Genomic DNA, 16,786 nt, shown 5'->3' with positions numbered 1-16,786 from the left:
TCCTTTAATTAATCGACGTTCAGCGCGTCATTGACCAGATCTTGTTGCTGTTTCTGGTGAACGGACATATACCCTACCGCCGGAGAGGCGGAGGCCGGGCGGCCTGCATAACGCAGAGAGGCCCCAAACGGAATCACTTCACGGAAGTGATGCTGGCTGCAGTACCATGCGCCCTGGTTGAGCGGCTCTTCCTGGCACCAGACAAAATCATGTACGTGCGCATACGCTTTCAGCGCATCCTGCACCGCCTGATGCGGGAACGGATAGAGCTGCTCGATACGAACGATAGCGACATCTTTTTGCTCGTTTTTACGGCGCTGTTCCAGCAGGTCGTAGTAAACCTTACCAGAGCACAGCACCACGCGCTTCACAGCCTGCGGATCAAGTTGATCGATTTCACCGATGGCCGGCAGGAAAGTGCCGTTTGCCAGCTCATCCATGCTGGAGACCGCCAGCGGATGACGCAGCAGCGACTTCGGCGACATCACCACCAGCGGACGACGCATACCGCGCAGCGCCTGACGACGCAGCATGTGGTACACCTGCGCCGGCGTGGACGGCACGCATACCTGCATATTCTGCTCAGCGCACAGCTGCAGATAACGCTCCAGACGGGCGGAGGAGTGCTCCGGGCCCTGGCCTTCGTAGCCGTGCGGCAGGAGCATCACCAGGCCGCACATCCGGCCCCACTTCTGCTCACCGGAGGAGATGAACTGGTCGATCACCACCTGCGCGCCGTTGGCGAAGTCGCCAAACTGCGCTTCCCAGATGGTCAGGGTGCGCGGCTCTGCAGTGGCGTAACCATATTCAAACGCCAGCACCGCTTCTTCAGACAGCACGGAGTCCCAAACGCGGAACTGGCCCTGACCGTTATGGACATGCTGCAGCGGGGTGTAGGTTGAACCATTGGTCTGGTTATGGATCACCGCATGACGGTGGAAGAAGGTGCCGCGACCGGAGTCTTCCCCGGACAGACGCACCGGAATACCTTCGTCAACCAGCGTGGCGTAGGCCAGGTTTTCAGCGCCGCCCCAATCGAACAGCTTCTCACCTGCCGCCATCGCCTGGCGGTCGGCGTAAATTTTCGCCACGCGGGACTGCATTTCGATACCTTCCGGCACCGTGCTGATGCGTTTGGCCAGCTCCTGCAGACGCTTCGGCTCCACTTTATCCGGATAGCTCTCGTCCCACTCATGGTTGAGGTACGGCGACCAGGTAAAGGAGTGCATGTTCATCGGACGCCATTCCTTCACCACGCATTCGCCGGCATCCAGCGCATCGCGGTAGAGGTTAACCTGCTCGGTAGCATCTTCCAGGGTCGCGACCTTGTCCTGCTCCAGCTTGTCAGCATAGATTTTGCGCGGGGTCGGGTGCTTTTTGATCTTCTGATACATCAGCGGCTGGGTTGCGCTCGGCTCATCGGCTTCGTTATGGCCGTGACGGCGGTAGCACACCAGGTCGATGAAGACATCGCGTTTGAAGGTATTGCGGAAATCCAGCGCCAGACGGGTGACGAAAGCGACCGCTTCCGGATCGTCGGCGTTGACGTGGAAAATCGGCGCCTGCACCATTTTACCGATGTCGGTGCAGTACGGGGTCGAACGCGCATCCAGCGGGTTAGAGGTCGTGAAGCCCACCTGGTTGTTGATAACGATGCGCACGGTCCCGCCCACTTCGTAACCGCGGGCTTTGGACATGTTCAGGGTTTCCTGAACCACGCCCTGACCGGTCACCGCGGCGTCGCCGTGGATAGTGATCGGCAGAACCTTGTTGCTGCTCGGCTCGTCCAGACGATCCAGACGGGCGCGTACGGAACCGATCACCACCGGGCTGACGATCTCGAGGTGCGACGGGTTAAACGCCAGCGCCAGGTGCACCAGACCGCCTTCGGTTTCTATATCGGAAGAGAAGCCCATGTGGTACTTCACATCGCCGGTACCGAGGTGTTCTTTATGTTTGCCGGCAAACTCGTCGAACAGGTCCTGCGGTTTTTTACCCAGCACGTTGACCAGCACGTTGAGACGGCCACGGTGCGCCATGCCCAGCACCACTTCACGGGTGCCGCTCTTACCCGCATGGCGGATCATCTCTTTGAGCATGGGGATCAGGGCGTCGCCACCCTCCAGCGAGAAGCGCTTCGCCCCCGGGAATTTGGCGCCGAGGTAGCGCTCCAGCCCTTCCGCGGCAGTCAGTTCGCCGAGGAAACGCTTTTTCTCTTCCGCGGTAAAGCTCGCTTTGCCGGCTACCGATTCAATGCGCTGCTGGATCCAGCGTTTTTCTTCGGTAGAGGTGATATGCATGTATTCCGCGCCGATGGAGCCGCAGTAGGTTTGCTTAAGGGCGGCAATCAGCTCGCCCAGCTTCATCGTGTCTTTACCGATGGCAAATGAACCTACGTTATAGCTTTCCTGGAAATCGGCCTCGGTCAGATCGTGGTAGGCCGGATCGAGATCCGCCACTCTCTCTTGCTTCCACAGCCCCAGCGGATCGAGATTCGCATGCTGGTGGCCACGGAAACGGTATGCGTTGATGAGCTGCAGGACTTTAACCTGCTTCACATTGGTGTCTGGGTCGGAAATCGAAGAAGTGTAACGTGAGGCATCCTTCGCCAGTCGACGGAAATAATCACGCGTTTTGGAATGAAATTGATCCGGTTTAACTCCGGTGCCAGGTAACTGCTGGAACATTGAACGCCAGTTGGCGTCAACAGAGTCAGGATCGGTTAAGAAGTCTTCATAGAGCTGTTCTATCCAGCTCTGGTTCGAACCAGAGAGGTAAGAAGAGTCCAGCCAGGCTTTCATTGCGCCGTTCTGCATCGTGATCCCTTAAGCATTCATATGCTTATTTCGCCGTAGAAACTACCACGCACACCGAGTGCACGTGCCGGGGTTCACTTGTTGCGGACGAGTTGTGGTTTCTATCCGCTAAGGAACCTTTAAAAACTGCCATTAATCTTCGGCGTTCAGGCTGCGGTTGCGTTAGCTGCCTTCACTTTCCCCGGTCACATAGTTCACTATGCTCCCGGGGATGCGTTCAGTTGCCGCCTTACCTCGCTCTGAACGCCTTGATTACTGGTACATATTTGGCGGTTTTTAAAGATTTCCTGCTATATCTATTGCCTGATGGCGCTTCGCTTATCAGGCCTACAAAATATGCTCCTGTAGGCCGGATAAGACGTTTACGTCGCCATCCGGCAACTAAAACAACTTACGCGCTGCGCTGCAGCAGCATCGACTTAATATGGCCGATGGCGCGCGTCGGGTTCAGCCCCTTAGGACACACACTGACGCAGTTCATAATGCTGTGACAGCGGAATACGCTGAAAGCATCGCTCAGGCCGTCCAGACGCTCGCTGGTTTCGGTATCGCGACTGTCGATCAGGAAGCGATACGCCGCCAGCAGGCCTGCCGGGCCGATGAACTTGTCCGGGTTCCACCAGAACGACGGGCACGAGGTCGAACAACATGCGCACAGAATACACTCGTACAGGCCATCGAGCTTCTCACGCTGCTCAGGCATCTGCAGATGCTCGCGAGCCGGAGGATTTTGCCCATTATTCAACAAGTAAGGCTTAATCTTCTCATATTGTGCATAGAATTGCCCCATGTCCACCACCAAATCACGGATAACCGGTAATCCTGGCAGCGGGCGGATAACAATCTTCTTGCCCGGCTGATTCAGCGCGGAGATCGGCGTGATGCACGCCAGACCGTTTTTCCCGTTCATGTTCAGGCCATCGGAACCGCAGACCCCTTCACGGCAGGAGCGGCGGAACGACAGCGACGGATCTTTTTCTTTCAGCTGGATCAGCGCATCCAGCAGCATCATGTCACGACCTTCTTCCGCGTCGAGGGTGTAATCCTGCATGTGCGGAGCGTCGTCAACATCCGGGTTATAGCGATAAATTGAAAACTCGAGTTTCATTTTCCTGTCTCCGCATTAATAAGTACGAATCTTCGGCGGGAATGCCGGACGCAGTTTCGGTTCCATGTTGACGCTACGACGCGTCATGGATTCCGACTCTGGCAGATACAGGGAATGGCACAGCCAGTTTTCATCATCACGATCCGGGAAGTCGAAGCGGCTGTGAGCGCCACGGCTCTCGGTACGGAAGTTAGCGGATACGGCGGTCGCGTACGCGGTTTCCATCAGGTTATCCAGCTCCAGGCACTCAACGCGCTGGGTGTTGAACTCGCTGGAGGTATCGTCGAGACGGGCGTTTTTCAGGCGCTCGCGGATCACTTTCAGCTGTTCCAGACCTTTGTGCATCGCATCGCCTTCGCGGAACACCGAGAAGTTATGCTGCATACATTCCTGCAGCGCTTTGCGGATCGCCACCGGATCTTCACCGGAACGGGTGTTGTTCCAGCGGTTGAGGCGGTCCAGCGAGCCTTCGATATCGGATTCGCTGGCGTCGCGCAGCGTGCCCTGCTCGGCGATAGACTCCTGCAGATGCAGGCCTGCCGCGCGGCCGAAGACCACCAGGTCGAGCAGCGAGTTGCCGCCCAGACGGTTGGCGCCGTGGACCGATACGCAGGCGATTTCGCCCACCGCGAACAGACCCGGGATCACCACGTCTTCGCCCTTCTCATTGACGGTCAGCGCCTGGCCGGTCACTTTGGTCGGAATACCGCCCATCATGTAGTGGCAGGTTGGGATAACCGGGATCGGCTCTTTCACCGGATCGACGTGAGCAAAGGTACGGGACAGCTCAAGGATACCCGGCAGACGAGATTCCAGAACCTCTTTACCCAGGTGATCCAGTTTCAGTTTCGCGTGCGGGCCCCACGGACCGTCGCAGCCGCGGCCTTCGCGGATCTCGATCATGATGGAACGCGCCACCACGTCACGACCCGCCAGGTCTTTCGCGTTCGGCGCATAACGCTCCATAAAGCGCTCGCCGTGTTTATTCAGCAGATAACCGCCTTCGCCGCGGCAACCTTCGGTGACCAGAACCCCTGCCCCGGCGATACCGGTCGGGTGGAACTGCCACATTTCCATATCCTGCACCGGCACGCCGGCGCGAATGGCCATCCCGACGCCGTCACCGGTGTTGATGTGGGCGTTGGTGGTGGACTGATAGATACGGCCTGCGCCGCCGGTCGCCAGCACGGTGGCGCGGGCTTTAAAGTAGACCACTTCGCCGGTCTCGATGCACAGGGCGGTACAACCCACCACCGCGCCGTCCTGGTTTTTCACCAGATCGAGGGCATACCATTCGGAGAAGATAGTGGTGTGGTTTTTGAGGTTCTGCTGGTACAGGGTGTGCAGCAGGGCGTGGCCGGTACGGTCAGCCGCCGCCGCGGTACGCGCCGCCTGCTCGCCGCCGAAGTTCTTCGACTGGCCGCCGAACGGGCGCTGATAAATACGACCGTCGTCAAGACGGGAGAACGGCAAGCCCATATGCTCCAGCTCGAGAATCGCTTCCGGGCCGGTCTTACACATATATTCGATGGCGTCCTGGTCGCCGATATAGTCCGACCCTTTTACGGTGTCGTACATATGCCATTCCCAGTTATCTTCATGGGAGTTACCGAGCGCGACGGTGATACCACCCTGCGCGGATACGGTGTGCGAACGGGTCGGGAAAACTTTGGAGAGCAGCGCACAGGTCTGTCCGCTCTGGGAAATTTGCAGCGCCGCGCGCATACCTGCGCCGCCGGCACCGATGACAACAGCATCAAACTCTCTGACTGGCAATTTCATTACACACCCCACACCACAACAAATCCATAAAGAACGTAAGCCACCAGCGCCACAACGATAGCCAGTTGCAGAACCAGGCGCAGAGCCAGTGGTTTAACGTAGTCCGTTAACACCTGCCACATCCCGATCCAGGCATGGATAAGAATGGAAACGAGAGCCAGCAGAGTGAAGACTTTAGTGAAGCCGGAGGCAAAGAATCCGGTCCACACTTCCCATGAGATTTCACCGGTGGTAGCGAAGAAGCCAACCATGTAGATGATGTAGAGGGTCAGAACGATGGCGGTAGCACGGACCAGAATAAAGTCATGTACGCCGTTGCGTCCCAGTGCTGAGGCGTTGCTTACCATACGAGGACTCCTGCGAGAAGTGAAAGCACGACAGTAATAACAAAAGAAATCTTGGCGGAACGTTTCCCTGCTTCGAGGGTTTCGTCCAGGTAGCCAAAGTCCATCATCAGATGGCGGATACCAACAACGACGTGATAGGCCAGCGCGGTGAGAATGCCCCACATGATGAACTTCACAAAGAAGCTATCCATGATCGAGGCCGCCGTCAGAAAACCTTCAGGGGAGGAGAGGCTGGTGCCCAGCAGCCAAAGCAGAATTCCGACCGCCACGAAGGTGATGACACCGGAAACGCGATGGAGAATGGACGCTATCGCCGTGATTGGGAACCGTATCGTTTGTAGATCCAGATTGACAGGTCTTTGTTTTTTCACATTTCTTACCATGAATAACGCCCACATGCTGTTCTTATTGTTTCCTTCCTCCGGTCTGCTTGCGGGTCAGACAGCGTCCTTTCTATAACCAGAAGTCATGTTAAAACGTCTTTTCAGGCATTAAAACATCACTAAACAACGCTGGGTGGCTCGGGATTGCAGGGTGTTCCGGAGACCTGGCCGCAGTATAGGCCGTTCACAAAATCATTACAATTAACCTACATATAGTTTGTTGGGTTTTCTCCGGAACAGTGATCAAGGTCACGATAACAACATTTTTTTAATTTTTAATCACCTGATTTGACAAATATTAAACATTCTTGTTACAACCATTACCAGTTAAATGCAATAATGCTCAAAAGTTATGAGGTCATGCTTTCACCTGAGAATAAGTTATGTAACAGTGTGTCAGTATTGACCGATGTAATCAGGACAGTTATTAGTGGTATACAGGTTTTAATATTCGGACTGCTAAAACGCTGATTTGCTGTTGTTTCACCGCAGCCCTGAAGAACGTGCCATCAAGCGCCGTTGCTCTGTACCCTGCCCTTTTCGCTGACGCAGAGCTGTGTGCAACATAACAAACTGGTAACGTATACGGGCGCGGGCCGAAAGCAAATCCACCACCCGGCAGTCTTAAGCAATAAAGGCGCTAAGGAGACCATAAATGTCTGATGCTAAAGCAAAAATCACCCTGGGTGGTGACACTGCTATTGAACTGGATGTGCTAAAAGGCACGCTCGGTCAGGATGTTATTGATATTCGTAGTCTTGGTTCAAAAGGCGTATTTACCTTTGACCCAGGTTTCACATCTACCGCTTCCTGTGAATCTAAAATTACGTTTATCGATGGTGACGAGGGGATCCTGCTGCACCGTGGCTTCCCGATCGACCAGTTAGCGACCGAATCAAACTATCTTGAAGTTTGTTACATTCTGCTAAACGGTGAAAAACCGACCCAGGCCGAATATGACGAATTCAAAACCACCGTCACCCGCCACACCATGATCCATGAGCAGATTACTCGTCTGTTCCATGCGTTCCGTCGCGATTCTCACCCGATGGCCGTTATGTGCGGGATCACCGGCGCCCTGGCGGCGTTCTATCACGACTCCCTCGACGTGAATAACCCGCGTCACCGTGAAATTGCCGCCTATCGCCTGCTGTCCAAAATGCCGACCATGGCAGCCATGTGTTACAAGTATTCTATCGGCCAGCCGTTTGTTTATCCGCGCAATGACCTCTCCTACGCCGGCAACTTCCTGCGCATGATGTTCGCCACGCCGTGCGAAGAGTACGAAGTCAATCCGGTGCTGGAGCGCGCAATGGACCGTATTCTGATCCTGCACGCCGATCACGAACAGAACGCCTCGACCTCGACGGTACGTACCGCGGGCTCTTCCGGCGCTAACCCGTTCGCCTGTATCGCAGCCGGCATCGCCTCCCTGTGGGGACCGGCGCACGGCGGCGCCAACGAAGCGGCGCTGAAAATGCTGGAAGAGATCAGCTCCGTTGAGCACATTCCGGAATTTGTTCGTCGTGCGAAAGACAAGAATGACTCTTTCCGCCTGATGGGCTTCGGCCATCGTGTGTACAAAAACTACGACCCGCGCGCCACCGTGATGCGTGAAACCTGCCATGAAGTGCTGAAAGAGCTGGGCACCAAAGACGACCTGCTGCAGGTGGCCATGGAGCTGGAGCATATCGCGCTGAACGACCCGTACTTCATCGAGAAGAAACTTTACCCGAACGTCGACTTCTACTCCGGTATCATCCTGAAAGCGATGGGTATTCCGTCCTCCATGTTTACCGTTATCTTCGCCATGGCGCGTACCGTGGGCTGGATTGCGCACTGGAACGAAATGCACAGCGATGGCATGAAAATCGCCCGTCCGCGTCAGCTCTATACCGGCTACGAAAAACGCGATTTCCAGTCCGACATCAAGCGTTAATCTCGCTGTCCGGATGATAAAAACGCGCCTGATGGCGCGTTTTTTTATGCCTGACGATGAGGTCTGGCGCTGCCTGGCCGCCGGCTTAATGCTGGCAGCGCGGGCACCAGTAAAACGGCCGCGAGGAGAGCATCGTCTTCTCAATCACGCCCCCGCAGCGCTCGCACTGTTCGCCATCGCGATGGAACACCTTAAAGCGGAACAGCGCGCCGTGGTGCTTGTTGTCATCGGGCTGGCCGCGGGTACGATAAGAAAGCCGCGGGATATCGAGCAGCGCGTGCGCCAGCGCATCCAGTTGTATTGCATTCAGCTCCGAGGCCTTATGCTGCCCGGTCAGCCCCACCTGCCAGAGGATTTCCACCCGCAGATAGTTTCCCAGCCCGGCAAGAAAAGCCTGATCCAACAGCAGGCCGGAAAACTGACGATGGCGGAATTTGGCCGACAGCAGCCGCGCTTTCACCTGCTCCGCGGTTAACGTCATATCCAGTACGTCCGGACCGATGCGCAGCAAGAACGGATGGTTGGCCACCTGCTCCGCTGTGAGCATCTCAATGTCCGACGCGCTGTAGAGCAAAATCGCCTTGCTGGCGGTCTGGAGCCTGACGCGCAGCACCCGGTTAGAGGCGGGCTGTTCGCCAGCGTCAACCACGCGCCAGACGCCGTACAGCTGATTATGGCTGTACAGGGTCAGGCCGCCGGAGAAGCGGGTCAGCAGGGCTTTGCCCCGGGTGTCGATATGGGTCACCCGCTGACCTATCAGCGGGGTTTGGTAGGGTTGCAACCGGGGAAAGGCGAACCAGACGTCAGTTAAGGGTTCGTCTTTGATTGCCGCCTCCAGTGTATCCGCCGCGCGGCGGATCTCCGGACCTTCCGGCATACTGTCATCCTTTTGTCAGTGGGTGGCGCCGCCGCCCAGTTTACTGTCCACCGGCTGGCGCAGGGCCACGGCAATGGCCGTCTTCAGCGCCTCCCGCACGGTGGCGATCGCCATACTCGGCTCGCCGGGATGGGCCGCCGCCTGCGCCGGTAGCCATGGAATATGGATAAAACCGCCTCTCACCTCAGCCTGACCCTGCAGCCTATGCAACAGGCCGTACATGACGTGGTTGCAGACGAAGGTGCCGGCGGTCTGCGACACCGAGGCCGGGATCCCGCGATCGCGCAGCGCGTTGACGATCGCTTTGATCGGCAAGGTGCTGAACCACGCCGCCGGCCCGCCGTCGACGATCGGCGTGTCGATGGGTTGCTGGCCTTTGTTATCGGGGATGCGCGCATCATCGACGTTGATCGCCACACGTTCGACGCTGATATCGACCCGACCGCCGGCCTGCCCCACCGCGATAACCAGCTTCGGCTGCAGGTCCTCTATCGCCGCGTCGAGCGCCGACAGCGCCTCGCCAAACACGCAGGGAAGCTGCCGGGCGGTCACCGGCTGGCCAGCAATCATAGTGCCGTCAAGCTGCTGCACCACTTCCCAGGAAGGGTTCACCGTCTCGCCGTCAAAGGGTTCGAAACCGGTGAGTAATACTCCCGCCACCATCCTCTCCTTCGCGGTCATGCCGATTGTCATATCTCAGCCTCAGGCTGAGCGCTGACCAGAATATGGCGCCCGGCGAACGCCGCCCGCAAACGGCGGGCAAAATCGAGGGCATGCGGACCATCACCGTGCAGACATACCGTCTGCGCCACCACATTCGCCCATTCGCCGCTGACGCTGCGCACCCGGTGGTGTTGCACCATCTCGAGGGTTTGCGCCAGGGCCTGCTCTTCGCTGTCTATCAGCGCCCCGGGCTGGCTGCGCGGCACCAGGCTGCCGTCGGCCAGATAACCGCGATCGGCAAACACCTCCTGACGCGTCGTCAGACCATAGCGCTGTCCGGCGCGGATCAATTCGCTGCCCGCCAGACCCACCAGCACCAGCCGCGGGTTAACATCGCGGACCGCGCGGGCGATCGCGTCGGCCAGCGGCGGCGATTTGGCCGCCTGGTTGTAGAGCATGCCGTGCGGCTTCACGTGCTGCATCTCGCCGCCCTGCGCCTGAACGATCGCCGCCAGAGCGCCAATCTGATACAGCGTCTGGGCATAGACCGTTTCCGGCGGCAGATCCATCGCCGTGCGGCCAAAATTTTCCCGGTCGGGATATCCCGGATGGGCGCCAACCGCCACGCCGTACTTCAGCGCCTCGCGCACGCTCTGCACCATCAGCCCGGCGTCGCCGGCGTGAAAACCACAGGCGATATTCGCCGATGACACCAGCTGGAGCAGCGCGCTATCGTTCGCCCCGCCTTCTCCGAGATCGGCATTAAGATCAATCATCATCGTGGAGTCTCCAGGCCAGTTGTTCCAGATAACGCTGCCGATCGGCCCGCGCCTTCAGCGCCTCCTCCAGCGAGCAGGCCACGAAATGGATCGGCTGCCCCAGCGGGATCTGCGCCAGCTGGTACATATCGGCATCGATAATGCAGGCGATCCGCGGATAGCCGCCGGTGGTTTGCGCGTCGTTCATCAGCACAATGGGCTGGCCGTTGTGCGGCACCTGCACCACGCCCGGCAGCAGGCCGTGCGACAGCATTTCACGATCGGTGGTGCGTTTCAGCGGCTGCCCCTGCAGACGGTACCCCATGCGGTTACTCTGCGGACTGAGCTTCCAGGGGGCGCGCCAGAATGACGCCTGCGAGGCCTCGTCAAATTCATGGTACTCCGGCCCGGGCAGCGCACGAATGCGGTTGCCCAGCGGCAGCTGCTTGACGCCGCGCGGGGTGGTGAAGCGGCGGGCGGCTTTCCCGAGCTTCAGCTTGTCGCCATCCTGCAGGCGGCGTCCTTCCAGACCGCCAATCCCCGCCTTGAGATCCGTGCAGCGCGAGCCAAGGACCTCGGGGACCGCAATCCCGCCCGCCACCGCCAGATAGCTACGAATGCCATGCTGCGGCGTTTTCAGCACCAGCCGCTGCCCGGCCCGGTAGGCGGTGCGCCAGCCCACCCAGACCGCTTTACCGTCCAGCGTCGCTTCGCAGGCGGCGCCGGTCAGCGCAAACCAGCCGCTGCGGGCAAATTCGATCTCCACCTGGCCGAGGGTAATCTCCAGCCCGGCGGCATTCGCCTCGTTGCCAACCAGCAGATTGGCAATCACCAGCGAGGGATAATCCAGGGCGCCGCAGCGGCTGATGCCAGACTGGCGCAGGCCTTCTCGTCCACCGTCCTGTACCGAGGTGTACAGGCCGGCGCGGATCAAGGTCAACATACCCCCTCCTTTTGCGGCACAAAGCGAATTTTATCGCCCACGCGCAGTAGCGCAGGCTCCTTCCGCGCCGGGTCGAACAGCGTCAGCGCGGTGCGCCCCAGCAGCTGCCAGCCGCCGGGCGTCGCCAGCGGATAGATACCGGTTTGCGCGCCGCCGATACCCACCGACCCGGCCGGGACGAGCACGCGCGGTTCGGCGCGACGCGGTGTCGCCAGCGCCGCAGGCAGCCCGCCCAGGTAGGGAAATCCCGGCTGAAAACCAATAAACCAGACCAGATATTCCACCGAGGCGTGCAGCTCCACGACCTGTTTTTCACTCAGGCCGCTGTGCTGCGCCACTACCCCGAGGTCCGGTCCGGCCTCGCCGCCGTAGACGACCGGAACAGACAGCGAGCGCGACTCAGGCTCGATCGCGAGGCTCTCCTCCCACCAGCGCTGCAGACGGTCTATCGCCTCCCACGCCACCTCCTGCGGGCGGCGGAGCACCACAGTGATATTGTTCATGCCGGGAATGGCGTCAATCACCTCTTCATGGTTCGCCAGACGCTGGGCTAATCCCCAGATCCGTTGCTGGCTTTCAAGGGTAACCGGCGGCTCCAGCTCCAGCACGACAGCCGTTTCTCCTAACAGATAACAACGCGCTCGCTGCACTTTTCTCTCTCCCGTCAGGCAGGGTTAGGAATATCAATAAAGGTGACATCCAGGTCGGTGGTTTCCGTCAGCCATTCGCTGAGGGCGCGAATGCCGCCCCGCTCGGTGGCGTGGTGGCCGGCGGCATAAAAATGCAGGCCCTGCTCGCGGGCAGAGTGGATGGTTTGTTCCGACACCTCGCCGGTGATAAACGCGTCCACGCCAAAGCGCGCCGCGGCGTCGATAAAGCTCTGGCCGCCCCCGGTACACCAGGCGACGCGGCTGACGGTGTCCGGCCCGGTATCGCCGCACCACAGCGGCTTGCGTCCCAGCCGCGCTTCAATCCACGAGGCCAGCTCGAGGCCGGACACCGGCATCGACAGTTCGCCCCAGGGCACCAGCGGTTCGATTTCGCCCAGCACGTTAATCCCCAGCAGATGCGCCAGCTGCGCGTTATTGCCCAGCTCGGGATGGGCATCCAGCGGCAGGTGCCAGCCGTAGAGATTGATATCGTTGGCCAGCAGGGTTTTCAGGCGCCGGCGCTTCATGCCGCGGATCACTGGCGATTCGTTTTTCCAGAAATAGCCGTGATGGACGATTACCGCATCCGCCTGCAGGCGGACGGCCTCATCCAGCAGCGCCTGGCTGGCCGTGACTCCGGTGACGATCTTGTGCACCGTATCGCGCCCTTCCACCTGCAGACCGTTAGGGGCGAAGTCACTGATGGCTGCGCTATTGAGCTTGTCGTTTATCAGTTGTTCCAGTTCGCTATTTTTCATCGCCACTCCAGCAGATAATCAGGGTATACAAAGGCATAACATAACCAGATCCATTCGGGTCGTCGATAGTCCGCCTCCGACACTGACGATGACTTTTTACCGAATAGCGCAATTTGTCTATTCATCCCGCCGCGCATTCGTGTATATTTATGCACTAATAAAGCATATTAAATAATCAGAAAGCCCCTCAAGCCATGAATATGACTAATTAAACGCTATTCATGCAGAACGATCGACTTTCGCTTTACGCCAGGAAACACACTTCTCATGAAGACAACATCATCGCAACCGCGGGCGATTTACTACGTCGTGGCGCTGCAAATCTGGGAATACTTTAGCTTCTACGGCATGCGCGCCCTGCTGATCCTCTATCTCACCAATCAGCTTAAATATGACGATAACCACGCTTACGCCCTGTTCAGCGCCTACTGTTCGCTGGTCTATGTGACGCCGATCCTCGGCGGCTATCTGGCCGATAAGCTGTTAGGCAACCGGATGGCGGTCATGCTCGGCGCGCTGCTGATGGCCATTGGCCATCTGGTGCTCGGGGCCAGCGAAACCGCCCCGGTCTTCCTCTACCTGTCGCTGGCGATCATCGTCTGCGGCTACGGGTTGTTTAAATCCAACGTCAGCTGTCTGCTGGGCGAGCTGTACGAACCCGCCGATCCGCGTCGCGATGGCGGTTTCTCGCTGATGTATGCCGCGGGCAATATCGGCTCGATCATCGCGCCGATCGCCTGCGGCTACGTCCAGGAGGAGTATAGCTGGGCGATGGGCTTTGCCCTGGCGGCCATCGGCATGGTGGCGGGACTGGTGATTTTCCTCTGCGGCAACCGTCACTTCCAGCATACCGCCGGCGTGAACCGCCAGGCGCTGTGCGCCCGTCGTTTCCTGCTGCCGAACTGGGGCTGGCTGCTGGTGCTGCTGGTCACTGCTCCCCTGCTGATTGCCGTGCTGTTCTGGCAGGAGTGGTCGGTATATGCCCTGATCGTGGCCACGGCCATTGGCCTCGCGGTGCTGGCGCGGATCTACCTGCGCGCCGAGACCGATAAACAGCGCAAGGATCTGCGCCTGATCGTCGTCCTGACCGCTTTCAGCCTGCTGTTCTGGGCCTTCGCCCAACAGGGCGGCAGTTCCATCAGCCTGTATATTGACCGCTTCGTTAACCGCCATATCATGAGCTACGAAGTCCCTACCGCTATGTTCCAGTCGATCAATGCCTTCGCGGTGATGCTCTGCGGCATGGTGCTGGCGTGGCTGGTGAAAGAGAGCGTCGGCGGTAATCGCACCGTGCGCATCTGGGGAAAATTTGCCCTCGGTCTGGGCCTGATGAGCGCCGGGTTCTGCATCCTAACCCTCAGCGCCCGCTGGTCGGCGGCCTATGGTCAGTCGTCCATGCCGCTGATGGTGCTGGGGCTGGCGGTGATGGGTTTTGCCGAACTGTTTATCGACCCGGTCGCGATGTCGCAAATCACCCGCATTGAGATCCCGGGGGTCACCGGGGTGTTGACCGGCATCTATATGCTGCTCTCCGGGGCCATCGCCAACTATCTGGCCGGCGTTATCGCCGACCAGACCTCGCAGGCGTCATTCGACGCCGCCGGGGCGGTGAACTACTCCATTGACGCCTACATCAACGTCTTCAGCCAGATCACCTGGGGCGCGCTGGCCTGCGTCGGCGTGGTGCTGGTCATCTGGCTGTATCACTCGCTGAAGGTCAGGACCCGCCGTCTGGCGGTGGAGTAATCCCCTTTCTGGCGGCCTCCCAGGCCGCCAGCGTCTCCTGCCGCGCCTGCTTGTGATCGACTATCGGGCGCGGATAATCCAGCGTAATCCCCTGTTTATCCGCCCACGCCCACGGCTGATGCAGCGCCTTCTCCGGCACCTTTGCCAGCTCCGGCAGCCAGCGACGCATAAACACCCCCTGCTTATCAAACTTCTCGCCCTGGGTGGTGGGATTAAATATGCGGAAATAGGGCGCGGCGTCGGTGCCCGTCGAAGCCGCCCACTGCCAGCCGCCGTTGTTCGCCGCCAGGTCGCCATCAATCAGCTGGCTCATGAAATAGCGCTCCCCTGCCCGCCAGTCGAGGCGCAGATCTTTAGTCAGGAAGCTGGCGACGATCATGCGCAACCGGTTATGCATCCAGCCGGTGGCGTTAAGCTGGCGCATGGCGGCATCGACAATCGGAAAGCCGGTCTCCCCGCGCTGCCAGGCCTGCAGGGCGCCATCCTCTTCGCGCCAGGCGACCTGATCGGTCCAGGCGACAAACGGCCGTCCTTTACAGAGTTTCGGATAGTAGACCATCAGATGGCGGTAAAACTCGCGCCAAATCAGCTCATTAAGCCAGGTGGCGCCTGCCCCGCCGTCCAGCGCGGCGGGGTGTTCCGTCAGCAGCCGATGCAGGCACTGGCGCGGCGACAGCACCCCGGTGGCCAGGCAGGGCGACAGACGACTGGTCCCTTCCACGGCCGGGAAGTCGCGCTGCCCCTCATAATCCGCCGCCGGTTGCTGACAAAACGCGCGCAGCCGCGCCAGCGCCGTTTTTTCATCCGCGGCAAACAGCAGCCCATCGAACGGCGTTTGCGGATAGTTGAGTTCCGGCGGCGGCGGCGCCTGGCGGGCGGGTGCCTCGCGCGGCTTTGGCGCGGCCACGCACGCCGGCAGCCCTTCCCGCAGCCGGCGAATAAACGCATTCTTAAACGGAGTGAAGACTTTATACATTTCGCCGCCGCCGGTCAGTACGCTGCCGGGCGGCAACAGGACGCTATCGTCAAATCCCTGGCAAATCACTTCGCGCAAGGTGTTCTCAACGGCGGCATCGCGCTGGCGTTCATTGAATTCGTACTGATAGTTGTAGAACAGGTGACTGACCTGGTGCTGCTGGCAAAACTGGGCCAGACGCTCGACGCTGGCGCTAAAATCGTCCGCCTCTTCTACCCACAACGGTATGCCACGCTCCGCCAGCGCGGCGTGCAGACTGTGCAAATGGCTGGCGATAAAAGCGGCCTGCCGCGGCGCCATATGATGCTCGCGCCACTGCCCCGGGGTGGCAATATAGAGCGCCAGCACCTGCGCCTGCGGATCGCGGCAGGCGGCGGCCAGCGCCAGGTTATCGTGAATGCGTAAATCCGTGCGTAACCAGACCAGATGGGTGGCCATATCACTCCTCATTATCCGTCAGCAAAACTCATCTCATGATCTAAGCCGGAAAAAATAGCGCGCTCCGGCAAAATAAGCACCTGCCAATTCCGCTGCGGCGCTTGCAACGAGTGTAGACAAGCGACGAAAAAAAACCGCCGGGGGCAACCGGCGGTTATTGGCTTTCATTGCAGCAGGGCGAATCAGTAGAAGTCGTGAGCGGCTTTTTCCGCCTGCGCCATCCACACCGGCTGCTCGCTGGTTTTCGACCACACCCGGTGCAGCCAGCTGTAATAGCGGGCGCGATCTTTCCAGAACAGCATCACCGGCAGCGCCGCGACGCCAGCCACGACGGCGAAAGCCCGACGCAGCAAAATAATATGAGCAGGATAAGCTTTGTACAACGCCATCATTTCTCTCCCCTTTGTCAGGCCGGCAAGTCGCGCCGGTAAAAAATTACCATGTTTGTTTGAGCAAAATAGTACCGCGTTGGTTGTAATTTTACTACTCATCCGACCACTAAAAAGCACGTATTTATACTTAATTTACATTCATCCCGTAAATTAGTTACGAAAAAGTTAAATTAATACTAACCATCAGTTAAATTGTGCCTTTGCCATTTT

At 58.9% G+C, this 16,786-nt stretch carries 15 protein-coding genes; 2 read left to right on the top strand and 13 right to left on the bottom strand.

The features are described from left to right. Positions 1-8 precede the first annotated feature (8 nt). The 5 genes from sucA to sdhC all read right to left on the bottom strand — a co-directional run bounded on the left by sucA (position 9) and on the right by sdhC (position 6,451). Entirely contained in the window at positions 9-2,816 is a 2,808-nt protein-coding gene (gene sucA / locus ABLV52_RS22220; protein ID WP_023288875.1) for a 2-oxoglutarate dehydrogenase E1 component, read from the bottom strand. Between the two features lie 391 nt (positions 2,817-3,207). Continuing rightward, entirely contained in the window at positions 3,208-3,924 is a 717-nt protein-coding gene (sdhB, locus tag ABLV52_RS22215) for a succinate dehydrogenase iron-sulfur subunit SdhB (RefSeq protein WP_023288874.1), read from the bottom strand. A 15-nt stretch (positions 3,925-3,939) separates the two neighbouring features. Continuing rightward, positions 3,940-5,706: a succinate dehydrogenase flavoprotein subunit gene (gene sdhA / locus ABLV52_RS22210; RefSeq protein WP_004179067.1), complete on the bottom strand. Its 1,767-nt coding sequence runs from the start codon at positions 5,704-5,706 to the stop codon at positions 3,940-3,942. Continuing rightward, positions 5,706-6,053 carry a succinate dehydrogenase membrane anchor subunit gene (sdhD, locus tag ABLV52_RS22205; protein WP_002894949.1) on the bottom strand — a complete coding sequence of 116 codons (348 nt, stop codon included), beginning with the start codon at positions 6,051-6,053 and terminating at the stop codon, positions 5,706-5,708. The genes sdhA and sdhD overlap by 1 nt, the downstream gene beginning before the upstream one ends. Next, positions 6,047-6,451 (bottom strand): succinate dehydrogenase cytochrome b556 subunit, encoded by a 405-nt coding sequence (gene sdhC, locus ABLV52_RS22200; protein ID WP_004142216.1) that lies wholly within the window; start codon positions 6,449-6,451, stop codon positions 6,047-6,049. Before sdhC ends, sdhD begins: the two co-directional genes overlap by 7 nt. 640 nt (positions 6,452-7,091) lie before the next feature. Between sdhC and gltA the strand changes: the two genes are divergently transcribed. Beyond that, positions 7,092-8,375, top strand: coding sequence for a citrate synthase (gene gltA / locus ABLV52_RS22195; RefSeq protein ID WP_023288873.1), 1,284 nt, complete (start codon positions 7,092-7,094; stop codon positions 8,373-8,375). 85 nt (positions 8,376-8,460) lie between these two features. Here the strand turns inward: gltA and nei are convergent, their stop codons facing one another. Genes nei through ABLV52_RS22165 form a run of 6 tightly spaced genes read right to left on the bottom strand, consistent with a single transcriptional unit; the run spans position 8,461 to position 13,024 of the window. Then, positions 8,461-9,252: an endonuclease VIII gene (nei, locus tag ABLV52_RS22190; RefSeq protein WP_032455160.1), complete on the bottom strand. Its 792-nt coding sequence runs from the start codon at positions 9,250-9,252 to the stop codon at positions 8,461-8,463. A gap of 15 nt (positions 9,253-9,267) precedes the next feature. Further along, positions 9,268-9,912, bottom strand: a complete 645-nt coding sequence (gene pcp / locus ABLV52_RS22185; RefSeq protein ID WP_348890939.1) for a pyroglutamyl-peptidase I — start codon at positions 9,910-9,912, stop codon at positions 9,268-9,270. Positions 9,913-9,941: 29 nt separating this feature from the next. Further along, positions 9,942-10,694, bottom strand: a complete 753-nt coding sequence (gene pxpA, locus ABLV52_RS22180; protein ID WP_348890937.1) for a 5-oxoprolinase subunit PxpA — start codon at positions 10,692-10,694, stop codon at positions 9,942-9,944. Continuing rightward, entirely contained in the window at positions 10,684-11,616 is a 933-nt protein-coding gene (gene pxpC / locus ABLV52_RS22175; RefSeq protein ID WP_023288869.1) for a 5-oxoprolinase subunit PxpC, read from the bottom strand. The genes pxpA and pxpC overlap by 11 nt, the downstream gene beginning before the upstream one ends. Further along, the gene (pxpB, locus tag ABLV52_RS22170) at positions 11,610-12,266 is read right to left on the bottom strand and encodes a 5-oxoprolinase subunit PxpB (protein ID WP_044521671.1); all 657 of its coding nucleotides are present in this window, start codon (positions 12,264-12,266) and stop codon (positions 11,610-11,612) included. The genes pxpC and pxpB overlap by 7 nt, the downstream gene beginning before the upstream one ends. A gap of 14 nt (positions 12,267-12,280) precedes the next feature. Further along, the gene (locus ABLV52_RS22165; protein WP_004885970.1) at positions 12,281-13,024 is read right to left on the bottom strand and encodes a type 2 GTP cyclohydrolase I; all 744 of its coding nucleotides are present in this window, start codon (positions 13,022-13,024) and stop codon (positions 12,281-12,283) included. 267 nt (positions 13,025-13,291) lie between these two features. Here ABLV52_RS22165 and ABLV52_RS22160 point away from each other — a divergent pair, with 267 nt between their 5' ends. Next, the gene (locus ABLV52_RS22160; RefSeq protein ID WP_032455154.1) at positions 13,292-14,770 is read left to right on the top strand and encodes an MFS transporter; all 1,479 of its coding nucleotides are present in this window, start codon (positions 13,292-13,294) and stop codon (positions 14,768-14,770) included. Here ABLV52_RS22160 and phrB read toward each other — a convergent pair. Continuing rightward, complete coding sequence (gene phrB, locus ABLV52_RS22155; protein WP_348890936.1) at positions 14,742-16,184, bottom strand: deoxyribodipyrimidine photo-lyase; 1,443 nt, start codon at positions 16,182-16,184, stop codon at positions 14,742-14,744. The genes ABLV52_RS22160 and phrB overlap by 29 nt on opposite strands. 182 nt (positions 16,185-16,366) lie before the next feature. After that, complete coding sequence (locus tag ABLV52_RS22150; protein WP_004142243.1) at positions 16,367-16,576, bottom strand: DUF2517 family protein; 210 nt, start codon at positions 16,574-16,576, stop codon at positions 16,367-16,369. Positions 16,577-16,786 lie beyond the last annotated feature (210 nt).

The organism is Klebsiella sp. GB_Kp056 (assembly GCF_040064755.1).
GTDB classification, from domain to species: Bacteria; Pseudomonadota; Gammaproteobacteria; order Enterobacterales; family Enterobacteriaceae; genus Klebsiella; species Klebsiella quasipneumoniae.
This window is presented reverse-complemented; position numbering and strand designations above follow the sequence as displayed.